Raw genomic sequence first — 17655 nt, 5'->3', positions numbered from 1 at the left:
CCAAAACACACTTACATTATAGCACAAAGGAGGAAGTTTGACGTGTTTAAATTATGCGTAAGTTATGAAGCGAAGAGTTTAGATGAAATTAAAGCATTACTAGAAATGAATAAAAACAATCAGGCAGTTGAGGTGGCAATCAAGGAGCCGAAGCAAGACCTGATTGAAGATGAACTAGAACAAAAAGCATCCGCTAAAGAAGTTGAAAAGCCTAAAGAAGACACCGAAGAAGCAGCTGAAGAAGCCGACTTCACGCTTGAAGATCTGCAGAAACTTGCAGTTCAAGCGAATAAAGAGGGGAACTTAAGCAAGGTCAAAGAGGTACTTGAAAAGCACGGCATTGAACGTGTTAGCAAGACACCACAAGATAAATTGGCCCTGATCGGTCAAGAGTTAAAGGGGTTGATCTAGTGCCTGAAGTACATGCAAGACTCAGCGCTTCTAGTGCCAAGCGGTGGCTTACTTGTCCGCCAATTATCGCCCTTGAGGAGCTAAGCGGTATTAAAGATCGATCAAGCTCTTATGCGGAAGAAGGAACTGAAGCCCACTCGCTTTCAGAGCTTAAGCTAAGAAGGTACTTAGCTAAGCCTAAGGAAGCCAGGAAGATTGATCTAGAAATTGAAGCCTTTAAAAAGTCTGCCTCTTGGTACGATCAGGAGATGGAAGAAGCGACTGATTTCTATGTGGATTACGTTGAAGAAATCTACAACTCACATTCAGACCTAGCCCAAATGGAATTGGAACAACAAGTTCAATTTGATAAGTGGGTGCCAGGGGGCTTTGGAACCAGTGACGTGGTTATTACAAGTCCTGAAGTGATTGAGATTGTCGACTTGAAGTACGGGAAGGGGATCAAGGTTGAGGCTTATCAAAATCCACAACTCATGCTTTACGCTCTAGGAGCCTTTGAAAAATATGATTGGCTCTACGATTTTGAGAAGGTGCGAATGACCATTGTTCAACCGAGACTTGAATGGATGGATACTTTTGAAGTAGCTACAGAAGAGTTACTTTACTGGGCAAATAATTATGTCGCTCCAAGAGCCGCCTTAGCCGATCAAGGGATTGGTGAGTGGACTATTACTGAAGATGTCATGCGATTTAGTAAGGTGAGAGGTCGTTTAAGACCTGAATATGAAGCCAATAAAAACTTCATTGAAAGGTATGAGTATCAAGAAGGAGCACTTTTAGAGCCCGAAGACCTTTCAGAGGTCTTGGCTCAAGCGGATCAGATTAAGCGGTGGCTTATGGATGTTGAGTCCTTTGCCCTTCAATCGATCCTAGATGGGGGCGAGGTGCCAGGCTTTAAAGTTGTGGCAGGTCGGTCGGTTCGTAAGATATCCAATCCAGTGGAACTGGCTAAGCGGTTAGAAGATGCAGGGTTTGATGAGAAAGCAATCTTCAAAGCCCCTCAGCTTGAGACGCTTGGTAATTTAGAGAAGTTAGTCGGTAAGAAAGAATTTGAGAGCTTGTCCGAAGGGACGATTATTAAACCCGAAGGCAAGCCAACGCTCGCACCGGAGAGCGATAAACGACCGGCGATAAACAGTACACAAGACGCTATTGAAGATTTTAAAGATTTATAAGAAAGAGGTAATTATATTATGACAACTGCAAATTCAACTAAAGTAATCGCTCCTAAAGTACGTTTAAGCTTTGTAAACCTACTTGAACCTAAGGCCTTTGAAGGGCAAGAAGCTAAGTATTCAGTCATGGCCATGATTAATAAAGACGATACTAAAACACTCGCTAAAATTGAAAAGGCGATTGATGCGGCTTACCAAATGGGTGTCGATAGTGGGAAGCTCAAAGGTGTTAAGCGAGACAAGCTAAAAGTAACACTGCGTGATGCTGATGAAGAATTTGATATCGAAGAAAATCCAGAATTTGAAAATCACATGTTTATTAATTTGAGTGCGAAACAAAAGCCAGGAGTTATTAATAAGTATAAAGAGAAGACGACTGATCCAGAGGAAGTCTACTCAGGTGTTTATGCCAATGTATCGATGAACTTCTATCCTTATAACACAGCAGGCAACCGTGGTGTTTCTGCAGGTCTAAACAATGTCATGGTGTTAGGCTATGGAGATTATCTCGGTGGACGGGCTTCTGCTGAATCAGACTTTGCCGAATTTGAAGCAGAGGATGAATCCGAAGACCTTGAAGACATTTTATAAAAAGTTGAATAGGGGGCTTTTTAGCCCCTTTTTATTTGAACCTGAAAGGAGTGATTGTCATGAATGTAGAAACCCTAGCTGAGGCAATCAAGCGTCTTGAAGACAAGATAGCTCGTCTTGAAGAAAGGATATCTGTATTAGAAGAAAATGACGCTAGAGAGACCCTTCAAGCGTTGGAAAGGGAGATAGAAAGAGAAAGGGAAAGAGAATGGCAATTTTAAACATTGATATCGAAACTTACAGCGAGGCAGATCTTCCACAAGTGGGGGTCTATCGCTATGCGGACGATCCAAGCTTTGATATCCTGCTTTTCTCTTATGCATTAGACGGTGGAGAGGTGACCTGTATTGACCTGACTAAGGACAAGTTACCTCAAAAGCTTGTCAAGGACTTGCTAGACCCTAAAGTCACTAAGAAAGCTTATAACGCTCAATTCGAGCGAGTCTGCTTAAGCCATTATCTCTTTAACGAAGGCTTTACAGATCACTTTGACTGGTTAGATCCAAGCCAGTGGCAATGTACAATGATCCACGCTTTAAGTTTAGGGCTTCCTGGAAGCTTAGGACGGTGTGCATCCTACCTTAAGGTGATGGAGCAAAAAGACCAAGCTGGGACCCAGCTTATTAACTATTTCTCAAAGCCTTGTAAGAAGACGAAGAAGAATGGCGGACGAACGAGAAATCTCCCAGAACATGATCCTGAAAAGTGGGCAGACTATGTTAAGTACAACATTCAAGACGTTAAGACTGAGATGGCCATTGCTAGACGTCTTGAGGCGTTAGCCGTTCCCGATTTTGAGTGGGAGATGTGGCACCTGGATCAAATGATTAATGATCGTGGTGTTGAGCTAGATATGGATTTAGCCGAGTCGGCGGTTGAGGTGATGGAGAAGCGATCGCAAATGAACTTAAGGCGGATGCAAGATCTTACAGACCTGAAGAATCCTAATTCAGTGGCTCAGCTAACCGACTGGCTAGAAGCCGAAGGCTATCCTTATGACAACCTTAGAAAAGGGAATGTGGAAAAGGCGCTGGAAGAAGGGAAGCTTAGCCCGAAAGTTAAAGAGGTACTAGATCTCAGACTAGCTAACTCAAACACCTCAACAAAAAAATATATCGTGATGGAAGAAGCGGTATGTCAAGATGGACGAATCAGAGGACTGCTCCAATTCTACGGAGCCAGTCGAACTGGACGGTGGGCAGGGCGATTGCTACAAGTGCAAAATCTACCTAGAAACTACCTTAAAAATATTGGCTTAGCTAGGCAACTGGTTAAAGAGAAAGAGGTAGAAGCGATTGAACTCATCTTTGATGAACTACCTGAAGTCTTAAAGCAGCTACTAAGGACTGGGATTGTAGCTAAAGAAGGTCGTCACTTTGTTATTAGTGACTACTCAGCGATTGAAGCCCGGGTGATCGCTTGGTTAGCCGGAGAAGAATGGGCCATTCAAGCCTTTAGAGATCATGGAAAGATCTATGAAGCAACCGCCAATCAGATGTTTAACCTAGGTGGCATTGAGAACGTGACGAAGTCTTACCGTCAACGAGGCAAGGTCGCAACACTAGCCCTTGGCTACCAAGGGGGCGTGGGAGCTTTGAAAGCGATGGGGGCTTTAGATATGGGAATCCCTGAAGAAGACCTACAACCCTTAGTGGATTCTTGGCGAAAGGCGAATCCTAACATTGTTAACTTCTGGTACGACGTAGATAAGAAAGCTAAGGCAACGGTAGTAGACGGACTATCCCGAAGGACGGCTAGTGGTCGGATTCGATTCACAAAAGAAAAAGGTTTCTTACGAATTCAGCTGCCTAGCGGTCGTTATATTAGCTACCCAAGACCTAAACTGGCCGATGGACGCTTTGGACAAGTCATTGAATTTGAAGGGCAAGGCTTAAGAGTCGGCATTGAGAGGATTGAAACCTATGGCGGAAAGCTAGTCGAAAATATTGTTCAAGCGACTGCTCGAGATATCTTAGCCGAAGGCATTAAGCGGATTGAAAAGAAAGGTTATCCGATTGTATTCCATGTTCATGATGAGGTCGTGGTTGAAGCCCCTTTAAACGTTCATACAGAGGAACTCAATCAACTATTAGCAACTAACCCTATCTGGGCAGAGGGTTTGCCTTTAGGAGCTGCAGGATTTGAAACGGAATACTATATGAAAGACTAGGGAAAGGAGGGAATGAATGTTAAAAATTGCAACAGCACATTCTAGGCTATCTAAGAAGTGGAAGAATGAAGAAGTAACGTGGGATGAGCTCGTAGAGCGCTTAAAGACACCGACCGTTACCCAAGAATCGCTTGCTGAGTATCAGCGGATGTCTAAGAAAGACAAAGCTCAAGTCAAGGATGTTGGGGGCTTTGTCGGAGGATGGCTTAAAGAAGGGCGGCGGAAGTCGGGAAATGTACAGACTCGAAGCGTCCTCACTTTAGATGTTGACCAAGCTAAGACAGATCTTCTAGACACGCTTGATTTTGTCTTTGTCTGGAAAGGCCTTGCCTACTCGACCCACTCACACACTAAGGCAAAGCCTAGGTATCGCCTTGTCTTTGAACTCAGTCGAGAAGTAGATTCCGATGAGTACCAAGCTATTGGACGCTACGTCGCTAAAGAGATTGGAATGAGTCAGTTTGATCCGACGAGCTTTCAACCAGAGCGATTAATGTATTGGCCGTCCTGTTCACGAGATGCTGAATTTAGTTTTAGTCAGTTTGGATCAACGCTTATTGATGCGGACGAGATCTTAAAGACTTACCCCAATTGGACGGACACGAGCTATTGGCCACTGCATCCTTTAGAAGATACCGCCCACCAAAAGAAAGCCGACAAGATGGAAGACCCGACGACCAAGAAAGGTTGGATTGGAGCTTTCTGCCGAGCGTACACGATCACAGATGCCATTCATACTTATTTAAGTGACGTCTATGCGGACGGTCATAAGGAAGACCGCTTTACCTATGTAGGGGGGTCTACGAGTGAGGGACTAGTGGTTTATGATGACCTCTTTGCCTACTCGCACCACGGAACCGACCCAGTTGGGGGAAACACGGTCAACGCTTTTGACCTTGTGAGAATCCATCTTTTTGGAGACTTAGACCTAGATATAGAACCCGACACTAGCCCTAGCAAGCGACCAAGTTATAAGAAGATGATTGAGTTAGTGAAAGAAGACGGACCTTGTCAGGAAGAGATGGCTCAGTCCCTATTTGATGATGCTCAAGAAGACTTTGCGGACTTTGATGCGGTGGAGGGTTCCAAAGAGAAGCCTAAAAAGAAAGAAAAGGCACAGTTTCGTTTTACGGATACTGGAGCTCTGAAACAGGATCCTTATAACCTAGAAATTATCTTAAGGCAGTCTAAAGAATTCAAAGGGAAGATTGGGTTCAATGAGTTTAGTAGTCGATTTGAAAAGCTTGATTACATGCCATGGGACAATAAAGAAGAAGACCTTATCCCAAATTGGAATGATCCTGATATCGCCCTTCTTAAAAGCTACATTAACCGCAAGTATAACTTATTGTTCGGAGATGACCGAATCATTGATTGCCTAACAGTAGTCGGTAAAGATCGTCCTTTCCACCCAGTCATTGATTTCATCAACCGTGAAGAATGGGACGGAGAGGAGCGGTTAAGTCACTTTTTCATTGATTATCTAGGGGCAGAAAACTCAAGCTATGTCAAAGAAGTAACGCAGTTATGGTTTGCAGCTGCGGTCGCTCGTATCTGTAAGCCAGGCTGTAAATTTGATCAAGTGCCAGTTCTTGTTGGGGCGCAAGGGATTGGCAAATCGACTTTGATTCAAAAGATCGCTGGCAAGTGGTTCTGTGATGATCTTAAGAAGCTTGATGGGAATAAGGATGACGTTCAAAAGCTTGGTCAAAACTGGATCATTGAACTAGGGGAACTTGCTTCTATGAACCGAACGCACGTCGATCAAGCGAAAGGCTTTATCTCTCAAACCGAAGATAACTACCGTCCGCCATATGGTCGAATGACAATTATTCAACGCCGTCACGTTGTCTTTATTGGAACCACGAATAACGAAGAATTCTTGAAAGATGCGACGGGGAACCGTCGTTGGTACCCGATTGTCTGTCGGAAGAACCGTCAAGAAAAGAGTGTGTTTGATGGCAGCATTGAAAAGAACCTTGGTCAACTATGGGCAGAGGCCTATCACCTTTATATGACGAAGTATAAAGGCGGTAAGAATTTAATCCTTAGTGTGGCTAATGAGCGAGTTGCTAATGCAGCAAGGCAGGCGGCCGAAGCTCCCGACGTTACTAGAGATATGGTTCTGGAATACATCGAGATCCCTAAACCCTTAAATTGGCTTGAATTAACCATGAAAGAAAAAGCGGACTTTATGGATCGTTATGATGATGATTCGATCTTGGATACCTGGGATGAAGGCGAGTTAGCCGTGCCTGACTTTGTTACGAGTCGTGAGATTTATGACTTAATGGTCGGACGATTCTTAGGAAAAGGCACCCGAACCGCTCAAGCAAACGGCGAAATTAAGAAGATCGGCATGGTGCTAGGTGGCCAAGAATTGTGGGAAAGTGGCTACAAGAAAGTACAAGGAAAGTCACTTCGAGGCTTTAAAAAGACAGATAATGACGAAAACGAAGATCGCAAAATTATAGAGCTGAGAGGCTAAAAGGTCACACGTAATTCTATCTGTGACCTATGTGTGACCCTATCCGTGACCCTTGCAAACCTTGATAGTAAGCGGATCTTAAAGAGAGGGTCACGGATAACACTTAATTTACTATATAAAAGTAAGTTTATATATATACAGGGTGTATATAAGAGATAAAGGTACTGGTATCTGTAAATACGTGTTTACCTGTGACCAAATGACGTGAGCCCTACAGCCTCAAGGGTCACACTTGGGTCACAGGTAAGGTCACACATAATTTATCCGTGACCTCATGAAAGGAGACTGAATTTCAGACTTGTTAGAAAAGCATGTTGAAAATTATTTAAAAATTTTAGTAGAGCAGTCGGGAGGCTATTGTTTGAAATTTGTCTCCCCGGGTACTCGAGGGGTGCCTGATCGGATTATTCTTTCACCAAGAGGAATCTTCTTCGTTGAATTGAAACGACCTAAAGGTGGAAGACTTTCTCCGCAACAAAAACGGTGGCAGAAAAAATTTGAAGACTTGGGATTAAAGATCCACGTCTTGAAGAATCAAGAGGAGGTGTTAACGTTTGTCGAGCGTTATCTTACATGACTATCAAAAATACTGCTACAACTTTATCTTGGATCATCCGTCTAGCCTACTTCTTTTAGACATGGGGCTAGGTAAGACTTTGATCACTTTAACCGCGATTGATACCTTGAAGAATCTCTTTGAACAGTCTTATAAAGTCTTGGTGATCGCCCCGCTTAAAGTAGCTAAATATACCTGGGGAGATGAGATTGATAAGTTTGATCTGAACTTAACCTATTCTAAAGTTCTAGGCAGCGAGCGAGATCGAATGAACGCTTTGAATAAAAAGGCGGATATCTACTTAATCAACCGAGAGAATGTCACCTGGCTTGTTGATTTATACCGAGGGTGTTGGCCGTTTGACTTCGTAGTCATTGACGAGCTATCTAGCTTTAAGTCGAGCCAGTCTAAACGCTTCAAGTCTTTAAGGAAAGTTATGGGCAGAGTCAAGCGGTTTATCGGACTAACGGGGACCCCAGCACCTAACAACCTGATGGACTTATGGAGTCAAGTTTATCTAGCGGATCAAGGAGCTAGGCTTGGACGAACGATCACGAGCTATCGTAATCAATACTTTTATCCAGCTTATGCTAATGGGCACATCGTCTATAAGTACGGACTGAAAGAAGGGGCCGAGCAACAAATCTATCAAAAGTTGGAAGATTTGGCAGTGTCTATGAAAGCTAAGGACGTTCTGAATCTTCCTAAAAGAATTGATAACTTAGTCAAGGTTGATCTAGAAGCTAAAGAACGAAAACTCTATGACCAAATGAAACGTGATTTTCTACTAGAGGTAGACGCTTCAGAGATCGTAGCAGTGAATGCAGCCGTTTTATCTGGCAAACTCTTACAGTTAGCCAGTGGGGCGGTCTACGACGAGGGTGGAAAAGTTATTCCGATCCATGAAGAAAAGCTAGAAGCCTTAGAGCGGATTGTGGAAGAAGCTCAAGGAGAGCCAATCCTGGTCTTCTATCAATATAAGCACGAGCTAGATCGATTGAAGAAACGTTTCCCGCAAGCTCAGGAAATAGGGGAAAACATCCGAGAGTGGAATAAAGGAGAGATCCCTATTCTTCTAGCACACCCTCAGTCAGCAGGGCATGGACTAAACCTCCAACAAGGCGGTCATATCATCGTCTGGTTTAGCCTCACTTGGTCATTGGAATACTACCAACAAGCTAACGCACGTCTTGACCGCCAAGGACAAAAGCATCCAGTCATTGTTCATCATTTAATCGCTGAAGACACTTTAGATGAAGCGGTTATGGAGAGCTTAAAGCATAAAGACCAAGGTCAAGAGCGATTAATACAAGCCTTGAAAGCCGAGATAGGGGGAATCTAATGACTAAGTATTTATACGCACTCGTCGATCGCAATTCAAAAACAATCAAACACTGGGCAAAGACCAGGGCTGATCTCAATCGGTGGTTACTTAAGACTTACTTGAGACCACAGAAGCGGAAGGCTGATAGCGACATCTTTGAAATGGGGTTTGAAGCGATGATCTATCGAGTGGCATTTAGAAAAGATCAAGAAGAAATATATAAAGAAAAGTTGAGGAAAATTGGAGGTTATGAGAGATGAATAAAAAAGAACTAATCAACGCAATTGTGGAGCTTATCGAGGATAATTTTCCTGATCTGATCAAGAAAGAGAAAGCCCCTTTTGATGACGGGGATACCTATTACTGTATTGGTTCTTCTGGCGGAATTAATAATGATTCTTGGGACGATCATCAAATTGATAAAGAACGCCTATCATTTGGCAATATCTTTAAAACTAGAGAAGAAGCGGAGTTTATGGTCGAAAAACTGAAAGTGATCCATGAGTTGGAAATGCTTGGAAGACCGTTTAAATATTGCAGAAATAATTGCTATATCGCTCTCGATGCAGATGACGGTGACATACTTTTTTATAATAATTATAACCATCAAAGTAAATATTGTAATTGTTACTTTGACAATGAAGAAGAAGCAAAAATAGCCATTGAAAAAATCGGCAGAAAAAGAATCAAAAAGTATCTTTTTGGGGTGGAGGAGGAATGATGATAATTCCTAAAGTACCTATTGAAGATCTCGTCAAGCAATATCGTTTTAAAAAATGCAAAGGTGATTATGGTAAATCTGGCTTGTATTATTTGTGTGTTTCAAGAAACTGCGAAGTTATATTTTTAAGTGAGACGTATCTTGGTATTCAAAAGTGGGAAGATCGAGACCCCAGAATACACACTAGACCCAATTGTCGATATAGCGATCGAAGGGAAGCTATCGAGATACTAATCGATATGGCGAATAAACAAAAGATCGGACTTTTATAAAAAGGAGGATTAACCATGACAAAATTGGAAGATTTAAAAGTGAATATCGAAGAAGTTAAAAATGAATACCTAAAGCAACTGGAAGAACTTAAAGCGAAGATCGAAGAATTAAAACAAGAGTACGGATCAGAGGACGAAACAGATAATCGTTGGAAGCCGAATGTGGGCGAGGATTATTGGCGGGTTAGCGCTGGAGGAGATGTTTATAAAGCTGAATGGGACAATGATAAATTTGACAACAATTTATTTAATCACACAGACATTTTCCCCACCGAAGAACAAGCAATATTTGATAAAGAATGTAACCGTATCAGACGTGAGTTGATGAAGTATGGTAAGAATTTTGTTCCAAACCAGTATAATTGGGCAATTTATTATAATTATCGGGATAAAGCAATCGGTTATTGGAATTCAACTCTCTGCTTTCACCCTTTCGATATTTATTTTGAAAGCGAAGAAATGGCTAAAAAAGCAGTCGAAGAAGTCGGAGAAAATCGGATCAAAAAGTATTTGTTTGGGGTGGAGGACTAACTATGAACCAAATCAAAAAACTAACGTCACTTATCGTGTTTTTACCGATACTTTTAGTATCTAACTACTTAACTTTTACAATCGTTATACGATTTATCACGAGTTGGCCTGAAAGTTTATCTAGACAGATTCTTATTGCAGCGACTGCGAGTGTGTGTTTGACTTTGAATCTGATTGTAAGTGCAGGATTGATCTGTGGAATCGTGAGAGGTGGTGATAGTGATGATGAATCCTATTGATGATAATAAGATGCAAACAGCATTATCGAAGTATACTGCACCCTATCAGAAAGGTAAGTTTAACTTTACGATCGTTTATGATCACCTAAGGTACCGGCTAGACATAACCCCTTGTGGGAGTATTCAGTATCCAATGACGAATTATTTTAGATCGATAAAAGATGCTGAACTTTTTATTGATGAGCTTGGCGAAGGATTTATAATTGATTTTTGGTTTGATGGAGGAGGGAGCCAGTGAAAATGACAGGACTTTCTGATGAAATACTTCAAAAGCTACTTAACGCTAAAGATTCAGATGATGATGACTTTAAAAAGATCTTAGATGAAATGTATCAGACTTACAAAATTAAAAATAAAAAATACGGTGACTCTTTCAACATAACCCATCAGCTGTTCGGCGTTTCTAATGGGGTAGCGAGAATTCTTGAGAAGACGTTGCGTTGTGTTCAAATCGTGCTATTTGATCCAGATGATGATGAAACACTTGAAGACAATCTTCAAGATATCGCCAACTATTGTGTGATGTTAATTAAGAACATTCGAAAGTTTAAGAACCTTCGAAAACCCAAGAACGAGGAATTAGAGCTTAGGTATTCGCAATACATCAACGAGGGGGATTGATAGTTTGACTGTAAAGCTTAGAAGTGGAACCTATAAATATATCGAATCGATCTTAAGGTCTTATCACGATTATGAGCAGTACATTTACTTGAGAGAGCAAGAGTTGCTAAATCCTCATAAAGACTGCGACACCAACGTTGGGGGAGGACGAGGGAATGCGATATCTGATCCTACCAGAATCAAAGCCAGTCGATTAGTTGAAGATCGAAAAGTCCAAGTCTTAAAAGCTGAGAAGCAAGCGGTAGAAAAGGCTCTAGCTTCTGTGGACGACGTATCAAAAGAAATCATCGTTCTATGGTATTTAAAAAAGCCTAGGTTAGTAACCTGGGATGGTGTGGCTAATAAAGTCCATCTATCGAGATCTCAGTGTATTAGAAGGCGAGACAACTTTATTAGCTTAATAGCTGACGAGTTGGGGTTAAAATGATACTCTGATGCGACTTTAGGCCTCACTTTATCTGCTATTATGATAGTGTGGAGTAATCGCAAAGAGGTTACTCAGTCCCAAGATTACATGCGCTGGCATCCTCCTTTCTTTTTGGCACCCTTTTACTTTAAAAAAGCTATCATGTAATCGTATATATCAAAAGAAGACCACCTGACGACGGGGTGGTCTTTTAATATGATAAAATCCTTTTTAACTATTGTATATGTAAATAACATATGTTATAATAGAATTAGAAAGGAGATAGAGGTTATGAACAAACGTGACTTAGTAAAACTCTTATCTAAGAATGGTTTCGAAAAAACTGAACTTGGTAAAGGGAGTCATGAAGTTTGGCGACATCCAGATGGACGAGTCACAACCGTACCTAAGCCTAGTCGTTCTGATTATGCACCTGGAACACTGAACAAAATATTGAAAGACGCCGGGTTGAAATAATCAACCTGGGCGTCATATCATAACTTCTAGTTAAATGAGGAGGGGTCATATGAAATACTCATATTATGCTTTGATGAATGAGGAGGGGGGTATCTATACTATTTCTTTTCCTGATATCCCAGGAGCTATCTCTGAGGCGGATTCAATCGATCAAGCGATTTTAAATGCTCAAGAGGTGTTAGAGATCTTTATGTTGATGTATGAGAATGAGGGGAACGAATTCCCCAAAGGTTCTTCAGCTAGAGAGCTTAGTCAACGTTTAGAAAGTGACAATGATTTCATACAATTAATCACTGTAGATACTCGAATCGTCAGAATGCGAGAAGAAAATAAATCCGTCAATAAGATGGTCACTTTACCTAAGTGGTTGGTAGAGTTAGGCAAAGAGCGTCAAGTTAATTTTAGTCAATTGTTGCAGAGTGCTTTAAGAAGTGAGTTGCACGTATAAAGTATTTATTAAGCCATCTCGTTTGAGGTGGTTTTTTTATACCCAATTTTAGTAAGGTGGTGATGGAAAATGAGTAAGTTAACATTGAAGCAACAACGATTCGCTGATGAGTACATCATCAGTGGGAATGCAATGAAGGAGTTGATCCTTGATGGCTAAATATGATGAGTGGATAACCGAAGAGGGTCTGATTCGTATTCAAGGTTGGGCAAGAGACGGACTAACAGATAAAGAAATAGCAATTGAAAAATGTGGTGTAGCATACTCAACTTTTAAAGAGTGGAAAAAGAGGTTTCCGGACTTATCGGCCTCCCTAAAAGAAGGCAAGGATGTACCTGACCGAAAAGTAGAAAATGCACTTTATAATTCAGCAATTGGTTATTACTACTACGAAGAGCAAGTGACCAACACAGGAGAAGTTGTGGAAGTCAGACGTTATAGCAAACCAAACACAACTGCGCAAATATTTTGGCTTAAGAATCGTAAGCCTGATGATTGGCGAGATAAGCAAGAAGTCGAACAAACCAACCGCAACGTTGAAATTACAGTAGGTGATTACGATGAAGATTAACATTCCTAATCCATCTGCCGTATTCAATAAAAACATTTACGATATTTTATTCGATTATGCAACGTTTACAGAAGTTCACTATGGGGGTGCTTCGAGCGGAAAGTCTCATGGCGTGGTGCAGAAAGTTGTGCTAAAGGCACTACAGCCTTGGGAATACCCTCGTAAGATCTTGTGGCTAAGAAAGGTCGGATCGACTGTTAAAAACTCCATCTTTGCGGATGTGAAGTCGTGCTTGTCTGATTTGAAACTTTTAGATTTTTGTAAGGTAAATAATTCCAGTTTTGAGATTACGCTTCCGAATGGAGCATTATTTTTATTTCAAGGATTGGATGACCCTGAAAAGATCAAATCGATTAAGGGAATCTCTGACATTGTCATGGAAGAAGCGAGTGAGTTTAACTTAGATGACTATACGCAGTTGACGTTACGTTTGAGGGATAAGAAACACAAAGAACGGCAGATTTATCTGATGTTTAACCCAGTCAGCAAGGTGAACTGGGTGTATAAGATGTTTTTTGAACAGCAACCTAAAAAGACCGTCGTTTATCATACGTCCTATAAAGATAATAAATTTCTTGATCAAGACACGATTGATACGATTGAGAACTTAGCAAATACCAACCCTGCTTATTACAAAATCTATGCTTTAGGTGAGTTTGCGACGCTGGATAAGTTGATTTTTCCAAAGTACGAAAAACGATTGATTGATCGCGATAAAATCAGACATCTACCAAGTTATTTCGGCCTCGATTTCGGCTATCTTAACGATCCGAGTGCGTTTATTCATGCGAAAGTAGACACGACAAATCGAAAGCTATACATCGTGGAAGAATACGTTAAAAAAGGCATGTTAAACGATGAGATAGCGAGAGCAATTCACAGTTTAGGTTATGCCAAAGAACAAATCATTGCCGATTCGGCAGAACAGAAGTCCGTTGCTGAATTAAGGCAACACGGAATCACTCGTGTGGTCGCTGCAAAGAAACCGCCCGGAAGTATTCTGCAAGGCATTCAACTCATTCAGCAGTTTGACATCATTGTGGATGAGCGGTGTTTTAATACGATTACTGAACTGGATAACTACACTTGGGTTAAAGATAAAAAGACAGGCGAGTATATCAACAAGCCCGTTGATAGCTATAACCACTGTTTGGATGCTCTGAGATACGCTTTACAGAAACTAGTATTTAAACAAGATAACACGAAAGAAAAGATGAAGATTTTAAGGAAATTGAGGTGATGATTTGAAACAAACACAAGAGTTTTCTCAAGTGGCATCCAATGAGATATTTCGAACGGCATCGATTCCAGAGGATTACGATGTAATTTTGGAGCTAATAAAAAAACATCAGCAATACCAAGTTCCTAGACTAGAACGTTTAAATCGTTACTTTTTAGGTTATAACGACGGGATTGAAAATAGAGATAAACGTAAAGGTGAGGATAAGGCGGATTATCGAGCTAGCCACGCTTTTGCTGAGAACATAACCACTTTTAGAACGTCTTATTTGGCCGGCAATCCAATTAAGACATCCATCGCAGAAGAGGATGATCTAAACGCTTGGTTGGAATCTTGGAATCAGCAACAGTACATTGATGCTCACAACCTTGACGTGGTTACAGACTTATCAAAATATGGACGTGCTTATGAATTATTAAATTATAGCGAAGAAGACCGGATTGAAATTGCTATCAGCAATCCAATGTGGTCTTTTGTTGTATATGATGAATCAGTCCGTCAGGAGCCGTTATTTGGGGTGAGGTATCCAACCGTTATGCGCGATGGGATCGAACAGTATGCGATTGTGGTCTACTTACCAGAAGAAGTTTGGTATTTCGATCCAGTGGATGTGGGGAGCCAACGATTAGAAGAACCGAAAAAGCGGCCTCATAGATTCGGCGGTGTTCCCTTAGTGGAATATAGCGCTAATCGATTTAGGGTGGGTGACTATGAAAAAGTCTTATCATTGATTGATCTATATGACTACGCTCAATCTGATACGGCAAATCACATGACGGATACGAATGATTCTCTATTGGTAGTGGTAGGGGATTTTGATCCGGAGGAAGTTCATTATGACCGTGATTCTAATGCGCTTTTCTTGCGTAGCGGTTTTACGGCTGATGGGCAGCAAACAACCTTGTCTGCTCAGTATATTTATCCACAATATGATGTCGCTGGAACGGAGGCCTATAAAGATCGGTTAAGACGAGATATTTATGCCTTCACCTATACGCCAGACACTACGGATGAACAGTTTGGGGGCAACCAATCTGGGATTGCGATGAAGTATAAACTCATTGGCCTAGAACAAGACCGAGCGATTAAAGAACGATTGATCCGTAAGGGATTGGTGCGGCGTTATGAGATGCTATTCAATCAAGCAAAAGTAGTGGATGGATCATTTACCTACGAGGCTCAAGCAGGAGACTTAGAAGTAATCTTTACACCTAATTTACCTGCGAATGTGATGGAAGAAGTGGCAACTTTGACGAGTGCGGGTGCGAAGTTTAGCCAGGCCACCTTATTAGCACAAGCTTCGTTTGTCGATAACGTGCAAGATGAACTCAAAGCTGTAGACAAAGAGCGAGATGACAATATGAACTTTATGCGCAGGCAGATGGGTGGTGTTGATCGTCATGAGCATGTACTGGGAGAAACGACTGCAACAGGAGATGAAGTCTCTTCAAGAGAGGGACCGGAGTCTACAGGCGGTTTATAGTGATTTATACACCACCACGCATAATGAGATCGTTAAAGAGCTTGAGAATTATCACCATCGCTACGGCAATGCTTTAGGCTTAAGTCCTCAAGAGGCAAGCTTAAGGGTTAGCCAGTATGATGTAGAGGCTTTTGCGGATAAGGCTAAGCGATATGTCCAAACAAAGGATTTTAGTGATAAAGCAAATCGTGAGCTTAAAATGTATAATTACGCTTTAAGAGCAAGACGAGATGAACTATTACAAGCAAGTATTCAGCTTTCAATGCTTGAGTTACAAGCGCGAGAAGAGGCGTTAACCGAACGCAATATTCTTAAAGAAGGCTTAGCGGAGTATGAACGTCAAGCCGGAATCATGGGCATGTCAGTGCCTGATGTTGAAACAATGAAGCAAACAATTAAAGCATTAAGCCAGACGAGCTATCAATGTGCGACTTGGAGTGATCGGATCTGGCAACGGCAGAACGTTTTGCAGCGACATGTTATGAATATTGTGGAAGATGTCGCCTTAAGAGGTAAGAGTCCATTAGAGTATGTTCCCCAATTAAGAAAAGTTTTTGATGTGGGAGCTTATGAAGCCAGACGACTTGCCGTTACAGAATCTTGTCGAGTACAGACAGGGGTTCAAAAAGAGGTCTACTTAAATAATGACTTTCAGTATTATGTATGGTCGCCCGAGCCTTCTGCTTGTCCTGTTTGTGCAGCGATGAAAGGTCAATCATTCAGGACAACTGATATGCAACCTGGTGTTAATGCACCACCGATGCACCCACACTGTCATTGCACCACAGCGCCTGATGCTGATAAAGAGCGTGAGAAGCTAGAAGAGATGTTCAGGGAGTATGAAGAGGATCAATTCGAATTCATTGATCGAAAAGATCTAACGCAACTTATAAAACAATCAGGAAAGATTTCTCAAAAAGATAGGCAAATTATTTATGATAAAGCTTTTGGCTACATTCAATCTAACAATAGCTTTAAAATCAACTATGCGTTAAGAACTAATCAAACATACCGATTAACCGATCGGAGTCAAGAAACGATTCGTGTGCTCGATAAAGTAATTTCAGATAATTCTTTAACCAAGAATGTAAGGACGGTTAGATATGTTGATGGAAAGGTAATTGAATCAATTTTAGAACAGAATAGTGAATTTTTTCCTGGAGAAAGTATAAGTACTTCTGAAATTGTTAAATTGTTTAACAATGAGAAGCTTTCATTTAGAGAAAAAGGTTATACTTCAGTAAGTTTGATAGAAGAAAATAATGTATTTAAACAGTTTAGACCTGTGAAGTGTGTTATTGATGTTCCGTCCAATGCAAATTCATTTGTCACTGAAAATACTTTAGAAAGTGAAATGATCATCCACAGAGATTCCGAGTATGATATAATAGGGGCGAAGCAAGAAGGAAACCAACTGATTGTACACCTTAAAATGAGGAAGTGATAAAGTGCTTAAATTTAATGTTGATGATATCAATAGAGCGTTTGAAGAAGCGGGGATCATTGTGCATCAAATCACCCCTGAAGAATTAAGCCGAATGACAATTCAAGAGCTATTGAGCTTGCGAATGATTGGCTTGTCTGATCAAGAGGAAAAAGATGTGATAGCGGAGTTTGAAAAACCTCATCGCAAGAAGGAATTATTGGAGAAGTAAAATGGGGTGATTATTTGGATAAGACGTTAATACTAGATGGTCCAGAGATGACTCCGGAAGAATTCAAAAAAAGTATTTCTGAATGGGGAAAGAATTATCAAACAGAAGATAAGGATGAAGAAAGAAAACCAAAACAATAAGCACTCACTCATTCGAGGGGTGCTATTTTTATACCCTAAATTAAAGGGGCATGGTCTAAAGGCTAAGACGGTGGTCTCCAAAACCACAAATCAGGGTTCGATTCCTTGTGCCCCTGTAATAAATTATAGGGGGTGA

At 41.1% G+C, this 17655-nt stretch carries 23 protein-coding genes, 1 tRNA gene and 1 pseudogene; all 25 read left to right on the top strand.

From position 1 onward, the window contains the following. Nucleotides 1-42 precede the first annotated feature (42 nt). The 25 genes and pseudogenes from HMPREF9706_RS03525 (at nt 43) to HMPREF9706_RS03410 (ending at nt 17635) form a co-directional block, all read left to right on the top strand. Entirely contained in the window at nt 43-411 is a 369-nt protein-coding gene (locus HMPREF9706_RS03525) for a hypothetical protein (RefSeq protein WP_006908005.1), read from the top strand. Then, nucleotides 411-1586, top strand: a complete 1176-nt coding sequence (locus HMPREF9706_RS03520) for a DUF2800 domain-containing protein (RefSeq protein ID WP_006908004.1) — start codon at nt 411-413, stop codon at nt 1584-1586. Before HMPREF9706_RS03525 ends, HMPREF9706_RS03520 begins: the two co-directional genes overlap by 1 nt. 15 nt (nt 1587-1601) lie before the next feature. Continuing rightward, a complete protein-coding gene (locus HMPREF9706_RS03515) occupies nt 1602-2177 on the top strand; it encodes a DUF2815 family protein (protein WP_040444573.1) in 576 nt (191 codons plus the stop codon). Between the two features lie 59 nt (nt 2178-2236). Continuing rightward, on the top strand, nt 2237-2398 hold the full coding sequence (locus tag HMPREF9706_RS09050; RefSeq protein WP_006908002.1) for a hypothetical protein: 162 nt from the start codon (nt 2237-2239) through the stop codon (nt 2396-2398). Next, nucleotides 2386-4347 carry a DNA polymerase gene (locus HMPREF9706_RS03510; RefSeq protein ID WP_006908001.1) on the top strand — a complete coding sequence of 654 codons (1962 nt, stop codon included), beginning with the start codon at nt 2386-2388 and terminating at the stop codon, nt 4345-4347. The genes HMPREF9706_RS09050 and HMPREF9706_RS03510 overlap by 13 nt, the downstream gene beginning before the upstream one ends. 16 nt (nt 4348-4363) lie before the next feature. Beyond that, nucleotides 4364-6835: a virulence-associated E family protein gene (locus HMPREF9706_RS03505; protein ID WP_006908000.1), complete on the top strand. Its 2472-nt coding sequence runs from the start codon at nt 4364-4366 to the stop codon at nt 6833-6835. Between the two features lie 298 nt (nt 6836-7133). Then, nucleotides 7134-7412, top strand: a complete 279-nt coding sequence (locus HMPREF9706_RS03500) for a VRR-NUC domain-containing protein (protein WP_006907999.1) — start codon at nt 7134-7136, stop codon at nt 7410-7412. After that, nucleotides 7390-8733: a DEAD/DEAH box helicase gene (locus HMPREF9706_RS03495; protein ID WP_006907998.1), complete on the top strand. Its 1344-nt coding sequence runs from the start codon at nt 7390-7392 to the stop codon at nt 8731-8733. The genes HMPREF9706_RS03500 and HMPREF9706_RS03495 overlap by 23 nt, the downstream gene beginning before the upstream one ends. After that, on the top strand, nt 8733-8975 hold the full coding sequence (locus tag HMPREF9706_RS03490; protein WP_006907997.1) for a hypothetical protein: 243 nt from the start codon (nt 8733-8735) through the stop codon (nt 8973-8975). Before HMPREF9706_RS03495 ends, HMPREF9706_RS03490 begins: the two co-directional genes overlap by 1 nt. After that, on the top strand, nt 8972-9436 hold the full coding sequence (locus tag HMPREF9706_RS03485; protein ID WP_006907996.1) for a hypothetical protein: 465 nt from the start codon (nt 8972-8974) through the stop codon (nt 9434-9436). The genes HMPREF9706_RS03490 and HMPREF9706_RS03485 overlap by 4 nt, the downstream gene beginning before the upstream one ends. Nucleotides 9437-9723: 287 nt before the next feature. Continuing rightward, nucleotides 9724-10239 (top strand): hypothetical protein, encoded by a 516-nt coding sequence (locus HMPREF9706_RS03475; protein ID WP_006907994.1) that lies wholly within the window; start codon nt 9724-9726, stop codon nt 10237-10239. A gap of 2 nt (nt 10240-10241) precedes the next feature. Next, the gene (locus HMPREF9706_RS03470) at nt 10242-10478 is read left to right on the top strand and encodes a hypothetical protein (RefSeq protein ID WP_006907993.1); all 237 of its coding nucleotides are present in this window, start codon (nt 10242-10244) and stop codon (nt 10476-10478) included. Continuing rightward, nucleotides 10462-10716: a hypothetical protein gene (locus HMPREF9706_RS03465; RefSeq protein ID WP_006907992.1), complete on the top strand. Its 255-nt coding sequence runs from the start codon at nt 10462-10464 to the stop codon at nt 10714-10716. Before HMPREF9706_RS03470 ends, HMPREF9706_RS03465 begins: the two co-directional genes overlap by 17 nt. Continuing rightward, complete coding sequence (locus HMPREF9706_RS08845) at nt 10713-11099, top strand: nucleotide modification associated domain-containing protein (protein WP_051009492.1); 387 nt, start codon at nt 10713-10715, stop codon at nt 11097-11099. Before HMPREF9706_RS03465 ends, HMPREF9706_RS08845 begins: the two co-directional genes overlap by 4 nt. A gap of 4 nt (nt 11100-11103) precedes the next feature. Beyond that, nucleotides 11104-11526 (top strand): RinA family phage transcriptional regulator, encoded by a 423-nt coding sequence (locus HMPREF9706_RS03455; RefSeq protein WP_006907990.1) that lies wholly within the window; start codon nt 11104-11106, stop codon nt 11524-11526. 270 nt (nt 11527-11796) lie between these two features. After that, a complete protein-coding gene (locus tag HMPREF9706_RS03450; protein WP_006907989.1) occupies nt 11797-11982 on the top strand; it encodes a type II toxin-antitoxin system HicA family toxin in 186 nt (61 codons plus the stop codon). A 49-nt stretch (nt 11983-12031) separates the two neighbouring features. Then, a complete protein-coding gene (locus HMPREF9706_RS03445) occupies nt 12032-12430 on the top strand; it encodes a type II toxin-antitoxin system HicB family antitoxin (RefSeq protein ID WP_006907988.1) in 399 nt (132 codons plus the stop codon). Between the two features lie 69 nt (nt 12431-12499). Then, nucleotides 12500-12586 (top strand): annotated as a pseudogene (locus tag HMPREF9706_RS09425) (terminase small subunit); the annotation flags it as partial. Beyond that, nucleotides 12582-13001, top strand: a complete 420-nt coding sequence (locus tag HMPREF9706_RS03435; RefSeq protein ID WP_006907986.1) for a hypothetical protein — start codon at nt 12582-12584, stop codon at nt 12999-13001. The pseudogene HMPREF9706_RS09425 and the gene HMPREF9706_RS03435, both read left to right, overlap by 5 nt. Continuing rightward, nucleotides 12991-14241, top strand: coding sequence for a PBSX family phage terminase large subunit (locus tag HMPREF9706_RS03430; RefSeq protein ID WP_006907984.1), 1251 nt, complete (start codon nt 12991-12993; stop codon nt 14239-14241). The genes HMPREF9706_RS03435 and HMPREF9706_RS03430 overlap by 11 nt, the downstream gene beginning before the upstream one ends. A 4-nt stretch (nt 14242-14245) precedes the next feature. Then, nucleotides 14246-15724 (top strand): phage portal protein, encoded by a 1479-nt coding sequence (locus HMPREF9706_RS03425; protein ID WP_006907983.1) that lies wholly within the window; start codon nt 14246-14248, stop codon nt 15722-15724. Further along, nucleotides 15642-17168 (top strand): minor capsid protein, encoded by a 1527-nt coding sequence (locus tag HMPREF9706_RS08840; protein WP_081580741.1) that lies wholly within the window; start codon nt 15642-15644, stop codon nt 17166-17168. Before HMPREF9706_RS03425 ends, HMPREF9706_RS08840 begins: the two co-directional genes overlap by 83 nt. A gap of 4 nt (nt 17169-17172) precedes the next feature. Beyond that, the gene (locus HMPREF9706_RS03415; RefSeq protein WP_006907981.1) at nt 17173-17379 is read left to right on the top strand and encodes a hypothetical protein; all 207 of its coding nucleotides are present in this window, start codon (nt 17173-17175) and stop codon (nt 17377-17379) included. A gap of 14 nt (nt 17380-17393) precedes the next feature. Next, complete coding sequence (locus HMPREF9706_RS09350; RefSeq protein WP_269208126.1) at nt 17394-17519, top strand: hypothetical protein; 126 nt, start codon at nt 17394-17396, stop codon at nt 17517-17519. Between the two features lie 44 nt (nt 17520-17563). After that, nucleotides 17564-17635: transfer RNA gene (locus HMPREF9706_RS03410), tRNA-Trp, on the top strand. The last annotated feature ends 20 nt before the right edge of the window (nt 17636-17655 follow it).

The organism is Facklamia hominis CCUG 36813, from assembly GCF_000301035.1.
Lineage (GTDB): Bacteria > Bacillota > Bacilli > Lactobacillales > Aerococcaceae > Facklamia > Facklamia hominis.
This window is presented reverse-complemented; position numbering and strand designations above follow the sequence as displayed.